At 36.7% G+C, this 19,148-nt stretch carries 15 protein-coding genes; 10 read left to right on the top strand and 5 right to left on the bottom strand.

Annotation, left to right across the window (positions count from 1 at the left end):
- Positions 1–6: 6 nt before the first annotated feature.
- Positions 7–792 (bottom strand): tRNA cyclic N6-threonylcarbamoyladenosine(37) synthase TcdA, encoded by a 786-nt coding sequence (gene tcdA / locus Q5N69_RS07275; RefSeq protein WP_304368203.1) that lies wholly within the window; start codon positions 790–792, stop codon positions 7–9.
- 439 nt (positions 793–1,231) lie between these two features.
- Positions 1,232–2,518, bottom strand: a complete 1,287-nt coding sequence (locus tag Q5N69_RS07270) for a citrate synthase (RefSeq protein ID WP_304368202.1) — start codon at positions 2,516–2,518, stop codon at positions 1,232–1,234.
- A gap of 407 nt (positions 2,519–2,925) precedes the next feature.
- Between Q5N69_RS07270 and sdhC the strand changes: the two genes are divergently transcribed.
- The 8 genes from sdhC (at position 2,926) to sucD (ending at position 12,980) form a co-directional block, all read left to right on the top strand.
- Positions 2,926–3,300 (top strand): succinate dehydrogenase, cytochrome b556 subunit, encoded by a 375-nt coding sequence (sdhC, locus tag Q5N69_RS07265; protein ID WP_304368200.1) that lies wholly within the window; start codon positions 2,926–2,928, stop codon positions 3,298–3,300.
- Complete coding sequence (gene sdhD, locus Q5N69_RS07260; RefSeq protein ID WP_304368199.1) at positions 3,294–3,641, top strand: succinate dehydrogenase, hydrophobic membrane anchor protein; 348 nt, start codon at positions 3,294–3,296, stop codon at positions 3,639–3,641. Before sdhC ends, sdhD begins: the two co-directional genes overlap by 7 nt.
- Positions 3,642–5,414 carry a succinate dehydrogenase flavoprotein subunit gene (gene sdhA / locus Q5N69_RS07255; protein ID WP_304368198.1) on the top strand — a complete coding sequence of 591 codons (1,773 nt, stop codon included), beginning with the start codon at positions 3,642–3,644 and terminating at the stop codon, positions 5,412–5,414. It begins immediately after the preceding gene.
- Between the two features lie 11 nt (positions 5,415–5,425).
- Entirely contained in the window at positions 5,426–6,136 is a 711-nt protein-coding gene (locus tag Q5N69_RS07250) for a succinate dehydrogenase iron-sulfur subunit (protein ID WP_077338401.1), read from the top strand.
- 212 nt (positions 6,137–6,348) lie between these two features.
- Positions 6,349–9,153, top strand: a complete 2,805-nt coding sequence (gene sucA, locus Q5N69_RS07245) for a 2-oxoglutarate dehydrogenase E1 component (RefSeq protein ID WP_304368197.1) — start codon at positions 6,349–6,351, stop codon at positions 9,151–9,153.
- A gap of 27 nt (positions 9,154–9,180) precedes the next feature.
- Positions 9,181–10,668: a 2-oxoglutarate dehydrogenase complex dihydrolipoyllysine-residue succinyltransferase gene (gene odhB, locus Q5N69_RS07240; protein ID WP_304368196.1), complete on the top strand. Its 1,488-nt coding sequence runs from the start codon at positions 9,181–9,183 to the stop codon at positions 10,666–10,668.
- 273 nt (positions 10,669–10,941) lie between these two features.
- Complete coding sequence (sucC, locus tag Q5N69_RS07235) at positions 10,942–12,108, top strand: ADP-forming succinate--CoA ligase subunit beta (RefSeq protein WP_304368195.1); 1,167 nt, start codon at positions 10,942–10,944, stop codon at positions 12,106–12,108.
- Positions 12,108–12,980 carry a succinate--CoA ligase subunit alpha gene (gene sucD / locus Q5N69_RS07230; protein ID WP_304368194.1) on the top strand — a complete coding sequence of 291 codons (873 nt, stop codon included), beginning with the start codon at positions 12,108–12,110 and terminating at the stop codon, positions 12,978–12,980. The genes sucC and sucD overlap by 1 nt, the downstream gene beginning before the upstream one ends.
- Positions 12,981–13,317: 337 nt before the next feature.
- Here the strand turns inward: sucD and Q5N69_RS07225 are convergent, their stop codons facing one another.
- Together Q5N69_RS07225 and rnt are read right to left on the bottom strand one after the other, a co-directional pair.
- Positions 13,318–14,067 (bottom strand): DUF2971 domain-containing protein, encoded by a 750-nt coding sequence (locus tag Q5N69_RS07225; RefSeq protein ID WP_304368193.1) that lies wholly within the window; start codon positions 14,065–14,067, stop codon positions 13,318–13,320.
- A gap of 844 nt (positions 14,068–14,911) precedes the next feature.
- Positions 14,912–15,589, bottom strand: a complete 678-nt coding sequence (gene rnt, locus Q5N69_RS07220; RefSeq protein ID WP_304368192.1) for a ribonuclease T — start codon at positions 15,587–15,589, stop codon at positions 14,912–14,914.
- A gap of 176 nt (positions 15,590–15,765) precedes the next feature.
- On the opposite strand from rnt, the gene Q5N69_RS07215 reads away from it, so the two are divergent.
- Together Q5N69_RS07215 and Q5N69_RS07210 are read left to right on the top strand one after the other, a co-directional pair.
- Complete coding sequence (locus Q5N69_RS07215; protein ID WP_304368191.1) at positions 15,766–16,632, top strand: OmpA family protein; 867 nt, start codon at positions 15,766–15,768, stop codon at positions 16,630–16,632.
- Positions 16,633–16,722: 90 nt separating this feature from the next.
- Positions 16,723–18,570 carry a M1 family metallopeptidase gene (locus tag Q5N69_RS07210; protein WP_304368190.1) on the top strand — a complete coding sequence of 616 codons (1,848 nt, stop codon included), beginning with the start codon at positions 16,723–16,725 and terminating at the stop codon, positions 18,568–18,570.
- A 174-nt stretch (positions 18,571–18,744) separates the two neighbouring features.
- On the opposite strand, the gene Q5N69_RS07205 is transcribed toward Q5N69_RS07210, so the two are convergent.
- Positions 18,745–19,110 carry a hypothetical protein gene (locus tag Q5N69_RS07205; RefSeq protein ID WP_304368189.1) on the bottom strand — a complete coding sequence of 122 codons (366 nt, stop codon included), beginning with the start codon at positions 19,108–19,110 and terminating at the stop codon, positions 18,745–18,747.
- Positions 19,111–19,148: the final 38 nt, after the last annotated feature.

Raw genomic sequence — 19,148 nt, 5'->3', positions numbered from 1 at the left:
CTATATTTACACCGATTTTTTATTAATTAATTTACTAATTGCACGACTTACAGCAAAAAAAGCAAATGTTGCTGTTACATGTGTAGTTGATCCAAAGCCACCGCTACAATCTAATTTCATCGCGCCATCTTGTTCAGGTTTTTGGTGGCAAACATTGCCTTCTTGATCGGGGTATACCAATTGTTCAGTAGAGAATACAGCATCTATTGAAAACTTACGCTTTACGTTTCTTGAAAAATTATGTTCTCTGCGGAGCTGGTTTCTAACTTTAGCCAATAGTGGATCTTGATATGTTTGGCTCAAATCACATATTTGTATGCGTGTAGGGTCAATCTGCCCACCAGCACCACCAATTGTAATAATAGGTAGTTTGTTACGCTTACAATGAGCAATCAACTTAGTTTTAACGTTTACGGAGTCTATAGCATCAATAACATAATCAAAACTGCTCAGAAGTAAATCAAACAGATTATCAGGAGTGATAAAGTCTTCAACCTGATGAACTTTACATTCAGGGTTTATCTCTTTAATACGTTCAGCCATTACTTCAACTTTACTTAGACCGACAGTATTGGTTAAGGCATGTATTTGACGGTTTACGTTAGTGATACAAATATCATCTAAATCTATTAAGGTGATCTCGCCAACGCCATTTCGCGCTAAAGCTTCAGCAGCCCATGAGCCAACACCACCAATACCAATCACACAAAAATGAGATTGTTTGATAATTTGAGAACCATTGTTGCCATATAAGCGGTTAATACCACCAAATCTAAGTTGATAATCAGACATAAAATTAATTATTAAAAAAAGAAAAGAATTGTATCAGTCTGAAGATCATAAAAGCAGTCAAAGAAAGCTTTTTTTATTAAAAATTTTATATTAAATGTATTTATATTAATTATTGTAAGTATTCATTTAATTGATGCGTATTTAATAAAAAATTGTCAAAAAAAAGGATTATTTAAGCTTTATATAAAGAAAATTGTCATGTTGATTGGTTATTATCTTTCAATAAATTGGTTAAATCATCAATTTAAATTGGTAAGTTAGCTTGTGGAAAATAATATACCTTATAAATAAATAGACTTAAAAAAGGTAAGTTATAACTAAGAAAAGACGTTTTAGATAAAAAACCATTCTAGTATTTAATAAAGATTACATTTATTTGATGATAATTTAGGTATAAAAAAAGGTAGCAGATGCTACCTTTTTACGTGTTACTAACAGATTACTTATCTGATAATGGTACAAATGTTTTATCAACTTCGCCAGTATATAATTGACGAGGACGACCAATTTTTTGACCTGGTTGAGATAGCATTTCTTCCCAATGAGAAATCCAACCAACAGTACGTGACATTGCAAAAATAACAGTGAACATACTAGAAGGAATACCTAATGCTTTCAAGATGATACCTGAATAGAAATCAACGTTAGGGTATAGTTTTCTTTCAATGAAATAAGAGTCTTCTAAAGCTACTTTTTCAAGCGCCATAGCAACATCTAATAAAGGATCTTGGATGCCTAACTCAGATAAAACTTCATGACATGTTTCACGCATTACAGTAGCGCGTGGGTCGAAGTTTTTGTATACACGATGACCAAAGCCCATAAGACGGAAAGAATCATCTTTATCTTTAGCTTTAAGTACGTATTCATCAACACGAGAAACATCGCCAATCTCTTCAAGCATAGTTAAACATGCTTCGTTAGCACCACCATGAGCAGGACCCCATAAAGAAGCGATACCAGCAGCAATACATGCATAAGGGTTAGCGCCTGAAGAACCAGCTAAACGTACAGTTGACGTAGAAGCATTTTGCTCGTGGTCTGCATGTAAAGTAAAGATTCTGTCCATTGCTTTAGCAGCGATAGGGTTAACTTTGTATTCTTCTGCAGGTACTGAAAACATCATGTGTAAGAAGTTTTCTGCATAAGTTAAGTCATTACGTGGATATACAAAAGGTTGTCCAACATTATACTTATATGCCATCGCTGCAATTGTAGGTAACTTAGCAATTAAACGATGTGCACTACGCATGCGTTGTTCAGGATCTGTAATGTCTAAATCATCATGATAGAAAGATGAAAGAGCGCCTACAACACCACATAACATAGCCATAGGATGTGCATCAGGTAAGAAACCTTGGAAAAATTGTACTAATTTTTCGTGTACTAATGTGTGGTTTGTAATTACGTTTACGAATTCTTCATATTCAGCTTTAGTTGGCGCAGTACCGTTTAAAAGAATATAACAAACTTCAAGATAATCAGCATCTTGAGCAAGATTAGCAATAGGGTAACCGCGATGTTGTAAAACACCTTTACCACCATCAATAAAGGTAATAGATGATTCACAAGAAGCTGTAGCTAAAAAGCCTGGATCGTATGTGAAATAACCACTAGCGCCTAAAGTTCGGATGTCTATTACGTCATTACCCGCTGTACCTTTAAGAATAGGTAACTCAGCAACTTCTTTACCGTTAATACTTAGAGAGGCCTTTGATTCAGCCATATGTTCATCCCCTATAAAATTAGTTTATCTGAAAAGTAACTAAGGCTTAGTTACTTTTGATGTATATAAAAACTGCCAGTATTCTACTCCATAACACCCCTACTAAGTCAATTCAAAAGTGAGAAGGTAAAATTTGATTTGATTAAAAAGTCATCTAAAAGCAACGAACGATTAAAATTTAGCCATAAGCCGTTAGAATAGCAAGGATTCGATAATTAAGTGAATTGTAATTAATTATCATCGTATATATAATCAAATAGATCTTAAGTAGTGTTAAGTAATTTAGCCTTTTAAGTAAATTACGCACCAACTGAGATCGTTGGGGGGTCATGTTAAATTTAAAAAGAAGAACCTAGCATGGCAAAGATATAAGTTGAATAGCTCTAAGAGCTCCTTAGGCAACAATCGTGAAAAAACAACGTCCTGTAAACCTAGATCTGACTACAATTAAAATGCATCCTGCTGCAAATGCATCTATTTTACACCGAGTATCTGGTGTAATCATGGTATTTGCTATTGGCATATTATTGTGGACACTTTCTCTATCACTATCTTCAGCTGAAGATTTTTCTCAACTTCAAGCAACTCTTGATGGTTTTATCTTCAAGTTTATTCTTTTAGGTATTCTATCTGCTTTGATATATCACGTATTAGGTGGTATCCGCCATTTGTTAATGGACTTAGGTCATTTTGAAGAATTAGCATCAGGTAATTTAAGCGCTAAATTTATTATGATTTTATGGCTTGTATTAACAGTTGTAGTAGGAGTTTGGTTATGGTAAATAACGCAGCAACAGTAGGCCGTAGCGGCGTACACGATTTTATATTATTAAGAGCAAGTGCAGTAGTTCTTGTTCTATATACATTCTTCTTAGCTGGTTTTTTTCTTATTACCCCAGAAGTAACTTATAACGTTTGGCATGATCTATTTGCTTGCATGAGCGTTAAAATATTTACTTTATTAGCTATTATCGCTCTAGTGATTCACGCGTGGATTGGTGTGTGGCAGGTTCTTTCTGACTACATAAAACCAGCATTGCTTCGTGGTTCATTACAGTTTGTTTTTTCAATCACGTTGCTTGTTTATTTAGCTGCGGGTTTCATCATAGTTTGGGGTGTATAAATGAGCGTTCCAGTTCGTGAATTTGACGCCATAGTAATTGGCGCAGGCGGTGCGGGTATGCGCGCTGCATTAGCAATTTCAGAGTCAGGTAAATCTTGTGCTCTAATCTCTAAAGTTTTTCCTACACGTTCTCATACGGTTTCAGCGCAAGGTGGTATCACTGTTGCGTTAGGTAACGCGCATGAAGATCATTGGGAACAACACATGTACGACACGGTTAAAGGTTCTGATTATATCGGTGACCAAGATGCTATCGAATATATGTGTAAAACTGGTCCAGAATCAATTATTGAATTAGAGAACATGGGCTTACCATTTTCTCGTACTGAAGAGGGCAAGATTTATCAACGTCCTTTCGGTGGTCAATCTAAAAACTTTGGTGGTGAACAAGCTGCACGTACAGCAGCTGCAGCTGACCGTACAGGTCACGCATTACTTCATTGTTTATACCAACAGAATGTTAAAAACAAAACTAACGTATACTCAGAATGGTATGCATTAGATCTTGTGAAAAACTCTGATGGTGCGGTTGTTGGTACAACAGCTATTTGTATTGAAACCGGCGAAGTTGTTTACTTCAAAGCTCGTGCTACTGTTCTAGCAACAGGTGGTGCTGGTCGTATATACGCATCTACAACTAACGCACACATCAATACGGGTGATGGTGTTGGTATGTCACTTCGTGCTGGCATTCAAATGCAAGACATGGAAATGTGGCAATTCCACCCAACAGGTATAGCAGGCGCTGGTACATTAGTAACAGAAGGTTGTCGTGGTGAAGGTGGATACCTTCTAAACAAAGATGGCGAACGTTTCATGGAACGTTATGCACCTAATGCTAAAGATTTAGCTGGTCGTGACGTTGTTGCTCGCTCTATGATGACTGAGATACGTGAAGGTCGTGGTTGTGACCACCCTACATATGGTCTACACATTAAGTTGAAACTTGATCACTTAGGTCGCGAAACTTTAGAAAAACGTTTACCAGGTGTTTGTGATTTATCTAAAACATTTGCTCACGTTGATCCAGCTGAAGAACCAATTCCGGTAATACCTACATGTCATTACCAAATGGGTGGTGTTCCATGTAACGTAAATGGTCAAGCAATACATTTTGATCCTGCAACAGGTAAAGAAACTATTGTTGAAGGTTTATTCGCAGTAGGTGAAATTGCAAACGTATCTGTACATGGAGCTAACCGCTTAGGTGGTAACTCATTACTTGATTTAGTTGTATTTGGTCGTGCAGCAGGTAACTTCTTAGGTACTTACTTAAACGACAGTCAATCAGCTAAAGAAGCATCAGAATCTGATTTAGAAGCATCATTAGCACGTACTAATCGTTGGGAATCATCTACTAGCGGTGAAGACCCTGTTCAAATTCGTAAAGACTTACAGCAATGTATGCAGCTTAACTTCTCGGTATTCCGTGAAGGTGAAGCTATGGCTGAAGGTATGAAAGAATTAACAGAAATTCGTGAACGTTTAAAAACAGCTCATTTAAGTGATAAGTCTTCAGACTTTAATACTCAACGTATTGAATGTTTAGAGTTAGACAACTTAATGGAAACTGCATTCTGTACAGCAAAAGCTGCTAACTTTAGAACAGAATCTCGTGGTGCTCATGCTCGTCAAGATTTTACTGAACGTGATGATGCAAACTGGTTATGTCATTCAATTTACACACCTGGCTCAGAAGACATGTCAAAACGTGATGTAAACATGAAACCAGTTCACCGTGAAGCTTTCCCACCTAAAGCTCGTGTTTACTAAGGAATAATTTGATGAAACAAATATTTTCGATTTACCGTTATAACCCTGATGTAGACAATGCTCCATACATGAAGGATTATGAACTAGAAATACCTGACGGTTCAGACATGATGGTACTTGACGCATTAATTATGCTGAAAGAGAAAGATCCAACATTATCTTTCCGTCGTTCATGTCGTGAAGGTGTATGTGGTAGTGATGGTTTAAACATGAATGGTAAAAATGGTTTAGCGTGTATTACACCTTTATCTGATATACCAGCTGCTAAAATTGTTTTAAGACCATTACCAGGTTTACCCGTAGTACGTGATTTAATTATCGATATGACTCAATTTTATAATCAATATGAAAAAGTTAAGCCGTATCTAATTAACGATGGAAAAAATGCTCCATCAAGAGAACATTTACAAACTATCGAAGAGCGTGAACATTTAGATGGACTATACGAATGTATTTTATGTGCGTGTTGTTCAACTTCTTGTCCATCATTTTGGTGGAATCCAGACAAGTTTATCGGACCAGCAGGTTTATTACATGCATATCGTTTCTTAATCGATAGTCGTGATACTGCTACTGAAGAACGTTTGGACGGCTTACAAGATGCATACAGTGTATTCCGTTGTCACGGTATCATGAACTGTGTTGATGTATGTCCTAAAGGATTAAACCCAACAAAAGCTATCGGTCACATAAAATCGATGCTTCTTTCTAGAGCGGTTTAATTTATCTGAATATAGCAGAATATTAGTTTTAATATTCTGCTATTGTAGATGAGAAGAATTTTTATTGGTGTAACGGCTTAACATTTGTATTTTCGTTTCAAGTTAAAGAATAAATACTTTATGGTATTTATAACCTAAAGCTTAAATAAGCGTATAAACGTTAAAAAGTTACGATGTGTTTTATTGCTTTTATCCCAGTAAAGGAACAGGCAATGCCCGAAGGTGCAATGAAGGCTTGGATAGAGTCTTCCCATTTAAGTGGCGCAAATGCTGCTTACATAGAAGAATTATACGAATCTTATCTGGATAACTCTCAATCTGTATCTGCAGAATGGCGAGAAATCTTCCAACAACTTCCTAAAGTTGAAGGCTCAGATGTTGAATATAGACATTCTGAAATTCGCGACGAATTTAGAACCTTAGCTAAACAGCCAAGCAAAACGGTTGTTGTATCAAGTGGTGGCGACGCCAAACAAGTTAAAGTTTTACAGCTTATTAATGCTTTTCGTTTTCGCGGACATCAAAATGCTAACCTTGATCCATTAGGATTGTGGCAACGCGATAAAGTTCGTGACTTACAATTATCTCATCATGACTTATCAGAAAATGACTTCGACAAAGATTTTAATGTTGGATCATTAGCTATAGGCCAAGATTCAATGAAGCTAGGTGAATTATACAAAGCTCTTAAAACTACTTATTGTGGTTCTATTGGTGCTGAGTACATGCACATCACTTCAACAGATGAAAAACGTTGGTTACAAAACCGTTTAGAATCTGTTCAATCTAAACCTGTATTAACGGTTGCCGAAAAAGAAGAAATTCTTAAAGGTTTGATTGCTGCTGATGGCCTAGAGAAATACTTAGGTGCAAAATTTCCTGGTGCAAAACGCTTTTCTTTAGAAGGCGGTGACGCATTAGTACCTATGCTTAAAGAACTTATTACACGTGCAGGTACTGCAGGTGCTAAAGAAGTTGTTATGGGTATGGCACACAGAGGCCGCTTAAATGTTCTTGTTAACGTTATGGGTAAAAACCCATCTAAACTATTTGACGAGTTCGGCGGCAAGCATGATGAAATATTATCTTCAGGTGACGTTAAATACCACCAAGGTTATTCTTCTGATTTTGTAACTCCGGGTGGCAATGTTCATTTAGCATTAGCATTTAACCCATCTCACCTTGAAATAGTTAACCCAGTAGTTATTGGTTCTGTTCGCGCTCGTTTAGATCGTCGTAACTGTAGCCAAGGCGACTTAGTCTTACCTATTACTATTCACGGTGATTCAGCAATTGCTGGTCAAGGTGTTGTACAAGAAACTTTCAACATGTCGCAAGCGCGTGCATTTAAAGTTGGCGGAACAATACGTATTGTTGTAAATAACCAAGTTGGTTTTACAACATCTGATCCTCAAGATACACGTAGTGGTGAATACTGTACTGAAATTGCGAAAATGGTTTCAGCGCCGATTTTACATGTAAATGGTGATGATCCAGAAGCAGTGATCTTAGCAACTCAAATTGCATTAGATTACCGCAACGAATTTAAACGTGACGTTGTCATTGACTTAGTTTGTTACCGTCGTCATGGACATAACGAAGCCGATGAGCCTAGTGCAACTCAGCCGTTAATGTACAAAATCGTTAAAAAACATCCTACTCCTCGTCAGTTATATGCAGATAAACTTGCAAATGAATCAAGTATTTCGAAAGAAAAATCTGATGAATTGGCAGCATACTATCGTAAGTTGTTAGACGAAGGTCAGTGTACTGTTGAGCAATGGCGTCCTATGACAGAGCATTCTGTTGATTGGTCTCCATACTTAGGTCACAACTGGGATGATGAGTACGAAAAAGAAATTTCAATTGATAAGTTAAAAGAACTTGCCAAAAAAGTTTCAACTTTCCCTGAAGAACATAAAGTACACGGTCGTGTTCAGAAAATTTATGATGACCGCGTTAAAATGGCTTCGGGCGAAAAATTACTTGATTGGGGTATGGCTGAAAATTTAGCTTATGCCTCTATAGTAGATGAAGGCAAACGTGTTCGACTTACGGGTCAAGATGCTGGTCGTGGTACATTCTTCCACCGTCATGCTGTATTACATAATCAAGAAAATGCTTCTAAATATTTACCATTACAAAACATCAGAGAAGGACAAGGTCCATTTGATGTTCATGATTCGGTATTATCAGAAGTTTCAGTTCTTGCTTTTGAATATGGTTACACAACAGCTGAACCTGCAGGTTTAACTATTTGGGAAGCACAATTCGGTGACTTTGCTAACTGTGCACAAGTAGTATTTGATCAATTTATCTCGTCAGGTGAACAAAAGTGGGGTCGCTTATGTGGTCTTACAATGTTGTTACCTCATGGTTATGAAGGTCAAGGACCAGAGCATTCATCAGCACGTTTAGAGCGCTTCTTACAATTATGTGCAGATCATAATATGCAAGTATGTGTTCCATCTACTCCTGCTCAAGTATTTAACATGTTACGTCGTCAAGTTGTTCGTCCTATGCGTCGTCCACTTGTTGTTATGTCACCTAAATCATTATTACGCCATCCATTAGCTGTTTCTTCATTAGAAGAGTTAGCAACTGGTGAGTTCCACAACGTAATTGGTGAAGTTGATGAAATAACGCCGAAAGATGTTGAAAGAGTTATATTCTGTAGTGGTAAAGTTTATTACGAACTATTAGAACAGCGTCGTAAAAACGAACTTAATAATATTGCTATTATTCGTATTGAACAGCTTTATCCTTTCCCAGAGAAAGATCTTACAGCTGAAATCGCAAAATATGAAAACGCAAAAGATTTTGTTTGGTGCCAAGAAGAGCCACAAAACCAAGGTGCTTGGTATTGTTCTCAGCATCACTTCAGAGCAGTAATACCAGTAGGTACTAATTTGACATATGCAGGTCGTGCAGCTTCTGCAGCACCAGCTGTAGGTTATATGTCAGTTCATGTTAAAGAGCAACAAGCGCTAGTCCAAAACGCGCTAAATGTTGAATAGACTAGTTTTTGTTAAGGAATAAAATAAATGACAACCGAAATTAAGGTTCCTGTTTTACCTGAATCAGTTGCAGATGCAACAGTAGCTACTTGGCATGTACAAGTAGGCGATAAAGTTACACGCGATCAAGTATTAGTTGATATCGAAACTGATAAAGTAGTACTTGAAGTACCAGCAACTTCTGACGGTGTAATCACTGAAATAAAAGAAGTTGAAGGCTCTACAGTACTAGGATCACAAGTTATTGCTATCCTAGCTGAAGGCGAAGCGTCTGCTACTGCAGAAGCTCCTGCAGCAAGTGCACCAGCAGAGGCTGCTCCTGTAGCAAGCACAGCTAAAGTTATCGACATCGTTGTTCCAGTTTTACCTGAATCAGTAGCTGATGCGACTGTTGCAGGATGGCACGTTGCTGAAGGCGACACAGTTACTGTTGACCAAAACTTAGTTGATATTGAAACTGATAAAGTTGTGTTAGAAGTTGTAGCTCAAGAAAGTGGTGTTGTGGGTAAAATCATTCACGCTGAAGGCGATACAGTATTAGGCAACCAAAAAATTGGTGAACTTAATGCAGGCGCTACAGCAAGTGCAGCTCCAGCAGCATCTTCTGAAGAAGCACTTAGCAGTGATGAATTAGCAAGCCCTTCAGTACGTCGTTTAATGACTGAAAAGGGACTTACAGCTTCTCAGGTAGTAGGTTCTGGTAAAGGCGGACGTATTTCTAAAGAAGACGTTGAAGCCGCAGCTAACTCAGCTCAAGCTAAACCAGCAGCAGCGCCAGCTAAAGCAGCAGCTCCTGTAGCGCAAGACTTAGGCGAGCGTACACAGAAACGTGTTCCAATGACACGCCTACGTAAAACAATTGCTACACGTTTACTTGAAGCTAAAAACTCAACAGCTATGTTAACAACGTTCAACGAAGTTAACATGAAGCCAATCATGGATTTACGTGCTCAATATAAAGACTTATTTGAGAAAACTCATGATACGCGTTTAGGCTTTATGTCTTTCTACGTTAAAGCTGTAACTGAAGCGTTAAAACGTTTCCCTGCTGTTAATGCTTCAATTGATGGTGATGACATTGTTTACCACAATTACTTTGATATCAGCATCGCTGTATCAACGCCACGTGGTTTAGTTACACCTGTATTACGTGATGCTGACCAATTAAACATGGCTGGTATTGAAAACGGTATTCGTGACCTTGCAATTAAAGGTCGTGATGGCAAATTAGCAATGGCTGATATGCAAGGTGGCAATTTTACTATCACTAATGGTGGTGTATTTGGTTCATTATTATCAACACCAATTCTTAACTTGCCACAAGCGGCTATTTTAGGAATGCACAAAATCCAAGACCGCCCAATGGCAGTTAATGGTAAAGTTGAAATATTACCAATGATGTACTTAGCATTATCTTACGATCACCGTTTAATTGATGGTAAAGAATCTGTTGGCTTCTTAGTAACTATCAAAGAGTTATTAGAAGATCCAGCTCGTTTATTACTTGATATCTAACTGATTGAGCATTAGTTTTAAATAACTAATTAGTAAACCCTTGAGCACTAGTGTTCAGGGGTTTTTTATTATTTAAAGGTTAATAATAAATCGAGTTAGTATCACACTAAGTTATAGTGGTTATAACAAATACGTATAGTGATAATTACTATTAAAAATAGGGCTTTTGTACTATACTTTGTCCGATTTTTCACTGGCAGCGAACTAACTGAATTTATAAGAAATTTAGTAAAGAGTCGTTGTCATCATTTACAGATAAATGGAAATAACACCATGAATTTGCATGAGTACCAAGCGAAACAATTATTCGCTGAATATGGATTACCAGTTTCTGAAGGTTTCGCTTGCGATACCGCTCAAGAAGCTGCTGAAGCTGCTGACAAGATTGGCGGCGATATGTGGGTTGTTAAAACTCAGGTTCACGCAGGTGGACGTGGTAAAGCTGGTGGCGTAAAGCTAGTTAAATCAAAGCAAGAAATTAAAGATTTCGCTGAAAACTGGTTAGGTAAGAACTTAGTTACTTACCAAACAGATGCAAACGGTCAACCGGTTGCTAAAATTTTAGTAGAAAGCTGTACTGATATTGCTAACGAATTATACCTAGGTGCAGTTGTTGACCGTGGTTCTCGTAAAGTAGTATTTATGGCATCTACTGAAGGTGGTGTTGATATTGAGAAGATTGCTGAAGAAACTCCAGAGTTAATTCACAAAGCTGAGATTGATCCATTGGTTGGTCCTCAAGCATATCAAGCACGTGATTTAGGCTTCAAGTTAGGTTTAAACCCTACTCAAATGAAGCAATTTGTTAAGATCTTTATGGGTCTTGGTAAAATGTTTGAAGATTTCGATTTCGCATTATTAGAAATCAACCCGTTAGTAATTACTGACGAAGGTAACCTTCACTGTTTAGACGGTAAAATTGGTATCGATGGTAATGCTTTATACCGTCAACCTAAAATCCGCGCAATGCACGATCCATCTCAAGAAGATGAGCGTGAAGCACATGCCGCTAAGTTTGAATTAAACTACGTAGCATTAGACGGTAACGTTGGTTGTATGGTTAACGGAGCAGGCCTAGCAATGGGTACTATGGATATCGTTAACTTACACGGCGGCAAGCCAGCTAACTTCCTAGATGTTGGCGGCGGGGCGACTAAAGAACGTGTTTCTGAAGCATTCAAAATTATCCTTTCTGACGATAACGTTAAAGCTGTTTTAGTTAACATCTTTGGTGGCATCGTTCGTTGTGACATGATCGCTGAAGGTATTATCGCTGCTGTTAAAGAAGTAGGCGTTAAAGTACCAGTAGTTGTACGTTTAGAAGGTACAAATGCAGACGCAGGTCGTGCAGTATTAGCTAGCTCTGATGTAAACATCATTGCAGCTGAATCATTAACTGATGCAGCAAACAAAGTTGTTGCAGCTGCGGAGGGCAAATAATGTCTGTATTAATTAATAAAGATACTAAAGTTATCTGTCAAGGTTTCACTGGTGGTCAAGGTACATTCCATTCAGAGCAAGCTTTAGAATACGGTACACAAATGGTTGGTGGCGTATCACCAGGCAAGGGTGGTCAAACTCACCTTGGTTTACCTGTATTTAACACAGTACGTGATGCAGTAGAAGCAACTGGCGCAACAGCTACAGTTATCTACGTTCCAGCTCCATTCTGTAAAGATGCAATTTTAGAAGCTATCGATGCTGGCATCGAACTTATCGTTACTATTACTGAAGGTATCCCAACTTTAGATATGGTTGACGTTAAAGTTAAGCTTGAAGAAACGGGCGTTCGTATGATCGGTCCTAACTGTCCAGGTGTTATCACTCCAGGCGAAACTAAAATTGGTATTATGCCAGGTCACATTCACTTACCAGGTAAAGTAGGTATCGTATCTCGTTCAGGTACTTTAACTTATGAAGCTGTTAAGCAAACAACTGATGCTGGTTTCGGCCAATCTACTTGTGTAGGTATCGGTGGTGATCCAATTCCAGGTACTAACTTCATCGACGTATTGGAAATGTTCCAAAACGATCCACAAACTGAAGCAATCGTAATGATTGGTGAAATCGGTGGAACAGCTGAAGAAGAAGCTGCAGAATACATCAAAGCTAACGTTACTAAGCCTGTTGTTTCTTACATTGCTGGTGTTACTGCACCAGAAGGTAAGCGTATGGGTCATGCTGGCGCGATTATCGCTGGTGGTAAAGGTACAGCTGATGAGAAATTTGCAGCATTAGAAGCGGCTGGTGTTAAAACTGTTCGTTCTTTAGCAGAAATCGGTTCAGCACTTAAAGAGAAAACAGGTTGGTAAGCTAAGGCTTCTAATGTGTGATTTTTGTCGTTCCTTGGCATCCATGCCATCACGACATTAATACATCCCTGTATGTCAACCCGCCTTATCTAATAGATAGCGCGGGTTTTTTATTTATTATCTTTGAAAACTAATTTACCAAAGTGATCGTGTTTAACATGTTTTATATGTATATGAGATAACGACCTATTATTTATTATTAGACCTGTAACATCATCAATGAATTCTTTAGTACAAGCATAGCCAAAAATGATACTTTTAAATGCCTCAAATGGTATTTTATGTAAGCTGATTTTTGGGTATATGTCGTGAAAATCATGATTAGCATCACTATTACTTACTTTTTTAAATCTATAATTATTCTTTTTTCTTTTTCTTGAGACCATGATTTATTTTTAGATAAGGCCAATCTGTAAAAAAGATCTTTCATCTCAGTACTAGAAAAATTTTCAATATTAAAGTTTTTTCGTTTTACACCATTAATTAATTCTATTCCATTGTAATGAGTGTATGTTGCTCTATCAGTTTTTAAATACGATACAGTTTGCGGAATGTTCTTTTCAAAGAAAGAGTGGCTTTCATCAAATTCTACTGCTATTCCTGTTCCTTCAGTAGCATACATTACCCACATATGTTCATTTAAAGCGTCTGTTGATAAGGAAAAAACACCTAGAACTTTACTCATATTGTCTACAATATTTTCGTTAAATTGTTCTATGTTATTTATTTGATTTTCCTGAAAATATTGTTCAGCCGGTTTGCTATTAAAGCCAGACCATTCTGAAGGATTATAACTATTGGTATCATTAGGAATTCCTAATTTGCATAATATATCTTCTTCACTTAATGCTGGAGGATTAATTTGGTTGTTATTTTTTTTATAATCGTTAATTGCATATTCTCGGTCTGAAGGTGATATTTTATTAAAATAAGGGTATAACTTAAATTCACTTCCCTTATCATTTAATTTATTAGGCTGAGTAAATCTAAATAATCCGTTTTTTAAGAACTCAGTACGAACTTTATATGAGCATTCACATTTACTTTCATTGATATTAAATACTTTTCCGAAATATTTTACTAACATTCATTGGCTTCCTTTTTATGTTAACAATATTATAAGCTTAGAACTCCCCTTTGTCGCGGTGGCGACGACACCCAAAGGGACGCTACCGCCGTCGTCCCACTGGACTCCCATGGCGCTGCTGAAAAATGTTATTCCTCATTCTCATAAATATATAGAGCTAACGTTCAGAACGCACATCCATGTGCTACTTCACTTTACTGGCGTCCTGCCAGTAATAGCTGATATTTATTTCTCACTCAGACATTTTTTAAAGCAGAATTGGCGCGCTTATAGCCTGTTGTATATTTTCTCATTTTAATTTTAGCTTTTATTCAATTTCCATTATTTAAAGCTTACCGCAATAGTTCATTTATTCATTTCTTTGTGTGATTTTTATTTATCAGATGGCCTAAAGCCTTAATGTTTTCTTATTAGTTTAGCGTGCACCTGTTCCTATCTCAGCGTTGAAATTATAATTCTTAATAGCTGTTATTCAGTTACAACCATGGTTGGCTGTAACTGACGTTAAGCAGGGAGACGTGACGTTGCCATCACGATAAAAGGCTATTAACTAATGTAATACCTTAGTTAATAAAAAACTGGATTGGTTTTTATTGAATGGTAGGTCGCATATAGATAGGTGGGTTCCCTTAAAAAAGTTTAGCTGGCGAACTGAAATATAACCAATGTGTAACACTTATTAGGATGTTCTTGCTACTTCTTAAATACGGGTATAGCGATTAGAGATATTAGTGTTTAGATAATATCTCTATTCGTTTTTTACAAAGTTGATTTTTTTAAGGAGTTAGTGGTGATAATTTGATACATACTCTCAATAACTTATAAATATAGGTTAATAAATATATTATTCTTTACTTTCTTCTTCAATCATTGGCCATCCTCCTAGATTCTTCCACTTGTTGACAATGTGGCAAAATAACTCAGCTGTTTTTTCAGTATCGTATAATGCTGAATGTGCTTCACTGTTATTGAAATCTATTTTTGCAGCAATACAGGCTTTAGCTAATACTGTTTGGCCTAAAGCTAAACCAGAAAGAGTTGTGGTATCAAAACTTACAAAAGGGTGAAATGGAGAGCGTTTCATTAAACATCTTTCGGTAGCTGCGTTAACAAAACCTAAATCAAACGATGCATTGTGAGCAACCATAATCGCTCGCTGACAACCAACTGCTTTCATCTTTTTACGAATAAGTTTAAAGATAGCTTTTAGTGCTTCTTCTTCACTTACAGCGCCACGAAGTGGGTTGGTAGGATCAATGCCGGTAAATTCTAATGCTGCTTTTTCTAAGTTAGCGCCTTCAAAAGGCTCCACATTAAAATGTATTGTTTTATCTAATGAAAAATTTCCTTCTTCATCAAGAGCTAAAGTAGTTGCTGCTATTTCAAGTAGGGCATCAGTTTGTGAATTAAAGCCGGCAGTTTCTACGTCAACTACAACAGGGAAATAACCTCTAAAACGTTCAGCAAAAGGTGTTTTTCCATTTTCCGACAAGGTGGCAGAAGATGAATTTAGATCAGTCATACAAGAATGTCTTTTTATTTTGATAATAATTAACAATTATCTCAGAAAATAGCTAAAATAAGTACGGGGTTTTAGTGTTTTTTACTTTATATAGGGATTATCGAGTAATTGATGCTAAAGTTATTAAATAAATTGTCGATAAAGTTACTGTCATTTAAAACAAATTATAATTGATTATGAAAAAATACTTTCTTCCAGTTGTTTTATTAGTATCTGTTTGCAACGCAAATGCAGGTATGAGGCAGTATGCGGCAAATTTAGATAACTCCAAGTGGCAATTATCTAATCAGTCTCGTTTAGAGTGCACGCTTTCTCACAATATTCCTAATTACGGTGAAGCCAAGTTTTATAGCAAGGCTGACCGTAAGTCTAATTTAGAATTTGAATTAGACATGATGCGTTTGCCTGATAACTATTCCCTCGCTGAAGTTCGCTCAGTTGCGCCTAAATGGCGACCAGGTGTTTCTGGTTATACGTTAGCAAATATGAAATTGCACAAGCAATTTGCACCAAGCTTACCTAAAAAGGTTGCTTGGACCATGCTGAATGAATTAGATCAGGGCATGAGTCCTACATTTTATTACAACGATTGGTATCGTAGCAGTGAAAAAATATCTGTTGGTTTATCAACGGCAAAATTTAAACGTGCTTACCAAGAATTTGTAAGCTGTGTAGGTAATCTGCTTGATTACAATTTTGACGATATTTCTTATACGGTATTAAATTATCAATTTGGTACTGACGACTTAACTAAGGCTTCTAAACGCAAGTTAGCGATGATTGCTGAATATTTAAGTTTAGATACAGAATTAGAGTTAGTATTGATTGATGGTTATACCGATAGCTACGGCCCAAGAAATGCAAACTATAAAATGTCGCAACGTCGCGCTAATAACATCAGAGAACAGTTTGTTAAAACCGGTATCGATCCTAGCCGTATAGAAGCAAATGGTTATGGTGAAAAACGTCATATCGCATCAAACGATTCTATTATTGGTCGTGAAAAGAATAGACGTGTTGTTATTAGAATGGATAAACCATAAAGATATATTCGTTATAAATTAAGTAATTCAGTTGAATAGGCCTCTAGGTTATCTTAATCTAGAGGCTTATTTTTTATGGACGTTTATATAATGAAACTATTATTAAAAATTTCAGCCTTAGTGCTAGTCAGTTTATCTTATTTTGCTAATGCAGAACTCAAGGATGCTTATACTTATGCTAATTATGATCAGGTTACTACCACACACATCTATCTAGATTTGGATGTCGATTTTCAAGAGAAATCACTTAATGGTTTTGCTGAATTATCATTAAAATGGTTAGTAAATGATGTACAACCTATTTATTTAGATACACGTGATTTGGTTATCAAGCGTGTGATGGCAAAAAATACAGCAGGTAACTGGGTGAGTGTTCAACACAGCCTAGCCAAACGCGATGATGTATTAGGTGCCAAGTTAACGATTACACCTAAATTTAAAGCCTCAAAAGTTCGAGTTTATTACCATTCAACAGAAAAAGCTTCAGGCCTACAATGGTTATCGGCAGAGCAAACTGCAGGTAAGAAACATCCTTTCTTATTTAGTCAAAACCAAGCGATTCATGCTCGTTCTTGGATCCCAATTCAAGATACTCCAACGGTTCGAACAACTTATGATGCTCGTATTACAACAGATAAAGATTTAATTGCTGTAATGAGTGCCTTTAATGAACCTGACACTGAGCGCGACGGTGACTATTTCTTCTCAATGCCCCAAGCTGTGCCGTCATACTTGATTGCATTAGGTGTAGGTGATTTAGAATTTAAAGCCATGAGTAAGCAAACAGGTATCTATGCAGAAGCGTCTATTTTAGATGCTGCTGTTGCTGAGTTTGATGATACTCAAGCTATGATTGATGAAACTGAAAAGTTATTTGGTCCATATCGTTGGGGTAGATACGACTTACTTATTCTACCACCTAGCTTTCCGTTTGGTGGTATGGAAAACCCACGTTTATCTTTTATTACACCTACTGTTATCGCCGGTGATAAAAGCTTAGTAAACCTTATCGCTCATGAATTAGCTCATTCTTGGTCTGGTAATTTAGTGACTAACGAGAGTTGGAGAGATTTATGGCTAAACGAAGGTTTTACAAGTTATGTAGAAAACAGAATTATGGAAGCGGTATTTGGTGTTGATCGCGCTGTTATGGAACAAGCATTAGGGGCTCAAGGCTTGAATGCTGAAATAAAAGAACTAGCACCAGGTGATACCCAACTTTATATCGATTTAAAAGGGCGTGATCCTGATGATGCCTTTTCAGGTGTTCCTTATGTAAAAGGGCAGTTATTCTTAATGTATTTAGAAGAAAAGTTTGGACGTGATAAATTTGATGTTTTTATGCTTGATTACTTTAATCATCATGCGTTTAAAAGTTTAGGCACTGAGGATTTTATTGTTTATTTAAAAGCTAACTTAACTCATAAATATCCAAATATCGTATCAGATAAGATGTTGAATGAGTGGATTTTCTCGCAAGGTTTACCGAGTGTGGCACCTCAACCAACATCTAATGCTTTTAATATTATTGATAATTTATCCGAGCAACTATTGGCTAAAGAAATTACTGTTGAGCAAATTAATACAAAAGCTTGGACATTGCATGAATGGTTACATTTCATCAATAACTTACCAGTAGATGTGAATGAGTCATTCTTGAGTGATTTAGATAAACGTTTTAATCTAACGGTTAGTACAAATGCTGAAATTGCACATGCTTGGTATTTATTATCAATTAAAGCAGGTTATAAGCATGTGTACCCACAAATGGCGACGTATTTAGAATCTATCGGTCGACGTAAACTGATTGTGCCATTGTACAAAGAGCTAGTGACTACTGAAGTAGGAAAAGTATGGGCTTTAGACGTTTATAAGAAAGCTCGTCCCGGTTATCATGGATTAGCGCAAGGGACTATTGATGGAGTATTTAATCTTTAGTTACTGCTGTTTAAATAAGATAAAGAGTCGAATGATTCATTTGATTTGAAATGTTTTATTTAACTGATTAAAAAAGGAGCCTAGGCTCCTTTTTGTTTGTCTAACTTTTGATTTTTACAAGCTTGGCTAATTAATGATAATACCAAACGGATTAATTTATTGAGCAACTTAGAGTTAGTTAGACTTAGTTACCATAACATCAACTTGTCTCTGATTATTTCGCTCAGAAACAATCACGGTAATGTTGTGGTTATTGTTTATAAAAGAATTCTCTAAGTGGCCACGTTTTCTGTTTGATGAAATGGCTTTACCGTACTTTTCTTCATAAAAAGCAAGAATGCTATTTTCACTTCTTTTGGTGAAATAGTTAACTACAGCGGGTAGCTCATCATCAAGTTTAGCGAAAACTTTTGCATCACTCATTACTTCAATGGTTAGTTTATCTGTTTCAGCTGCATATAGTTTTGTGCTTACCAATGCTGTGAAAATTGTAGAGCAGAGCATTGAAAATAGTAGCGCTTTATGTGTTTTTTTAGCCACGGTATTTCCCTATTAGAGTAAAAATATGAGTATAACTA

The organism is Pseudocolwellia sp. AS88 (assembly GCF_030551755.1).
In the GTDB taxonomy this organism is placed as follows: Bacteria; Pseudomonadota; Gammaproteobacteria; order Enterobacterales; family Alteromonadaceae; genus Pseudocolwellia.
The sequence above is the reverse complement of the archived record's forward strand: the minus strand, read 5'-3'. Positions and strand labels throughout refer to the sequence as shown.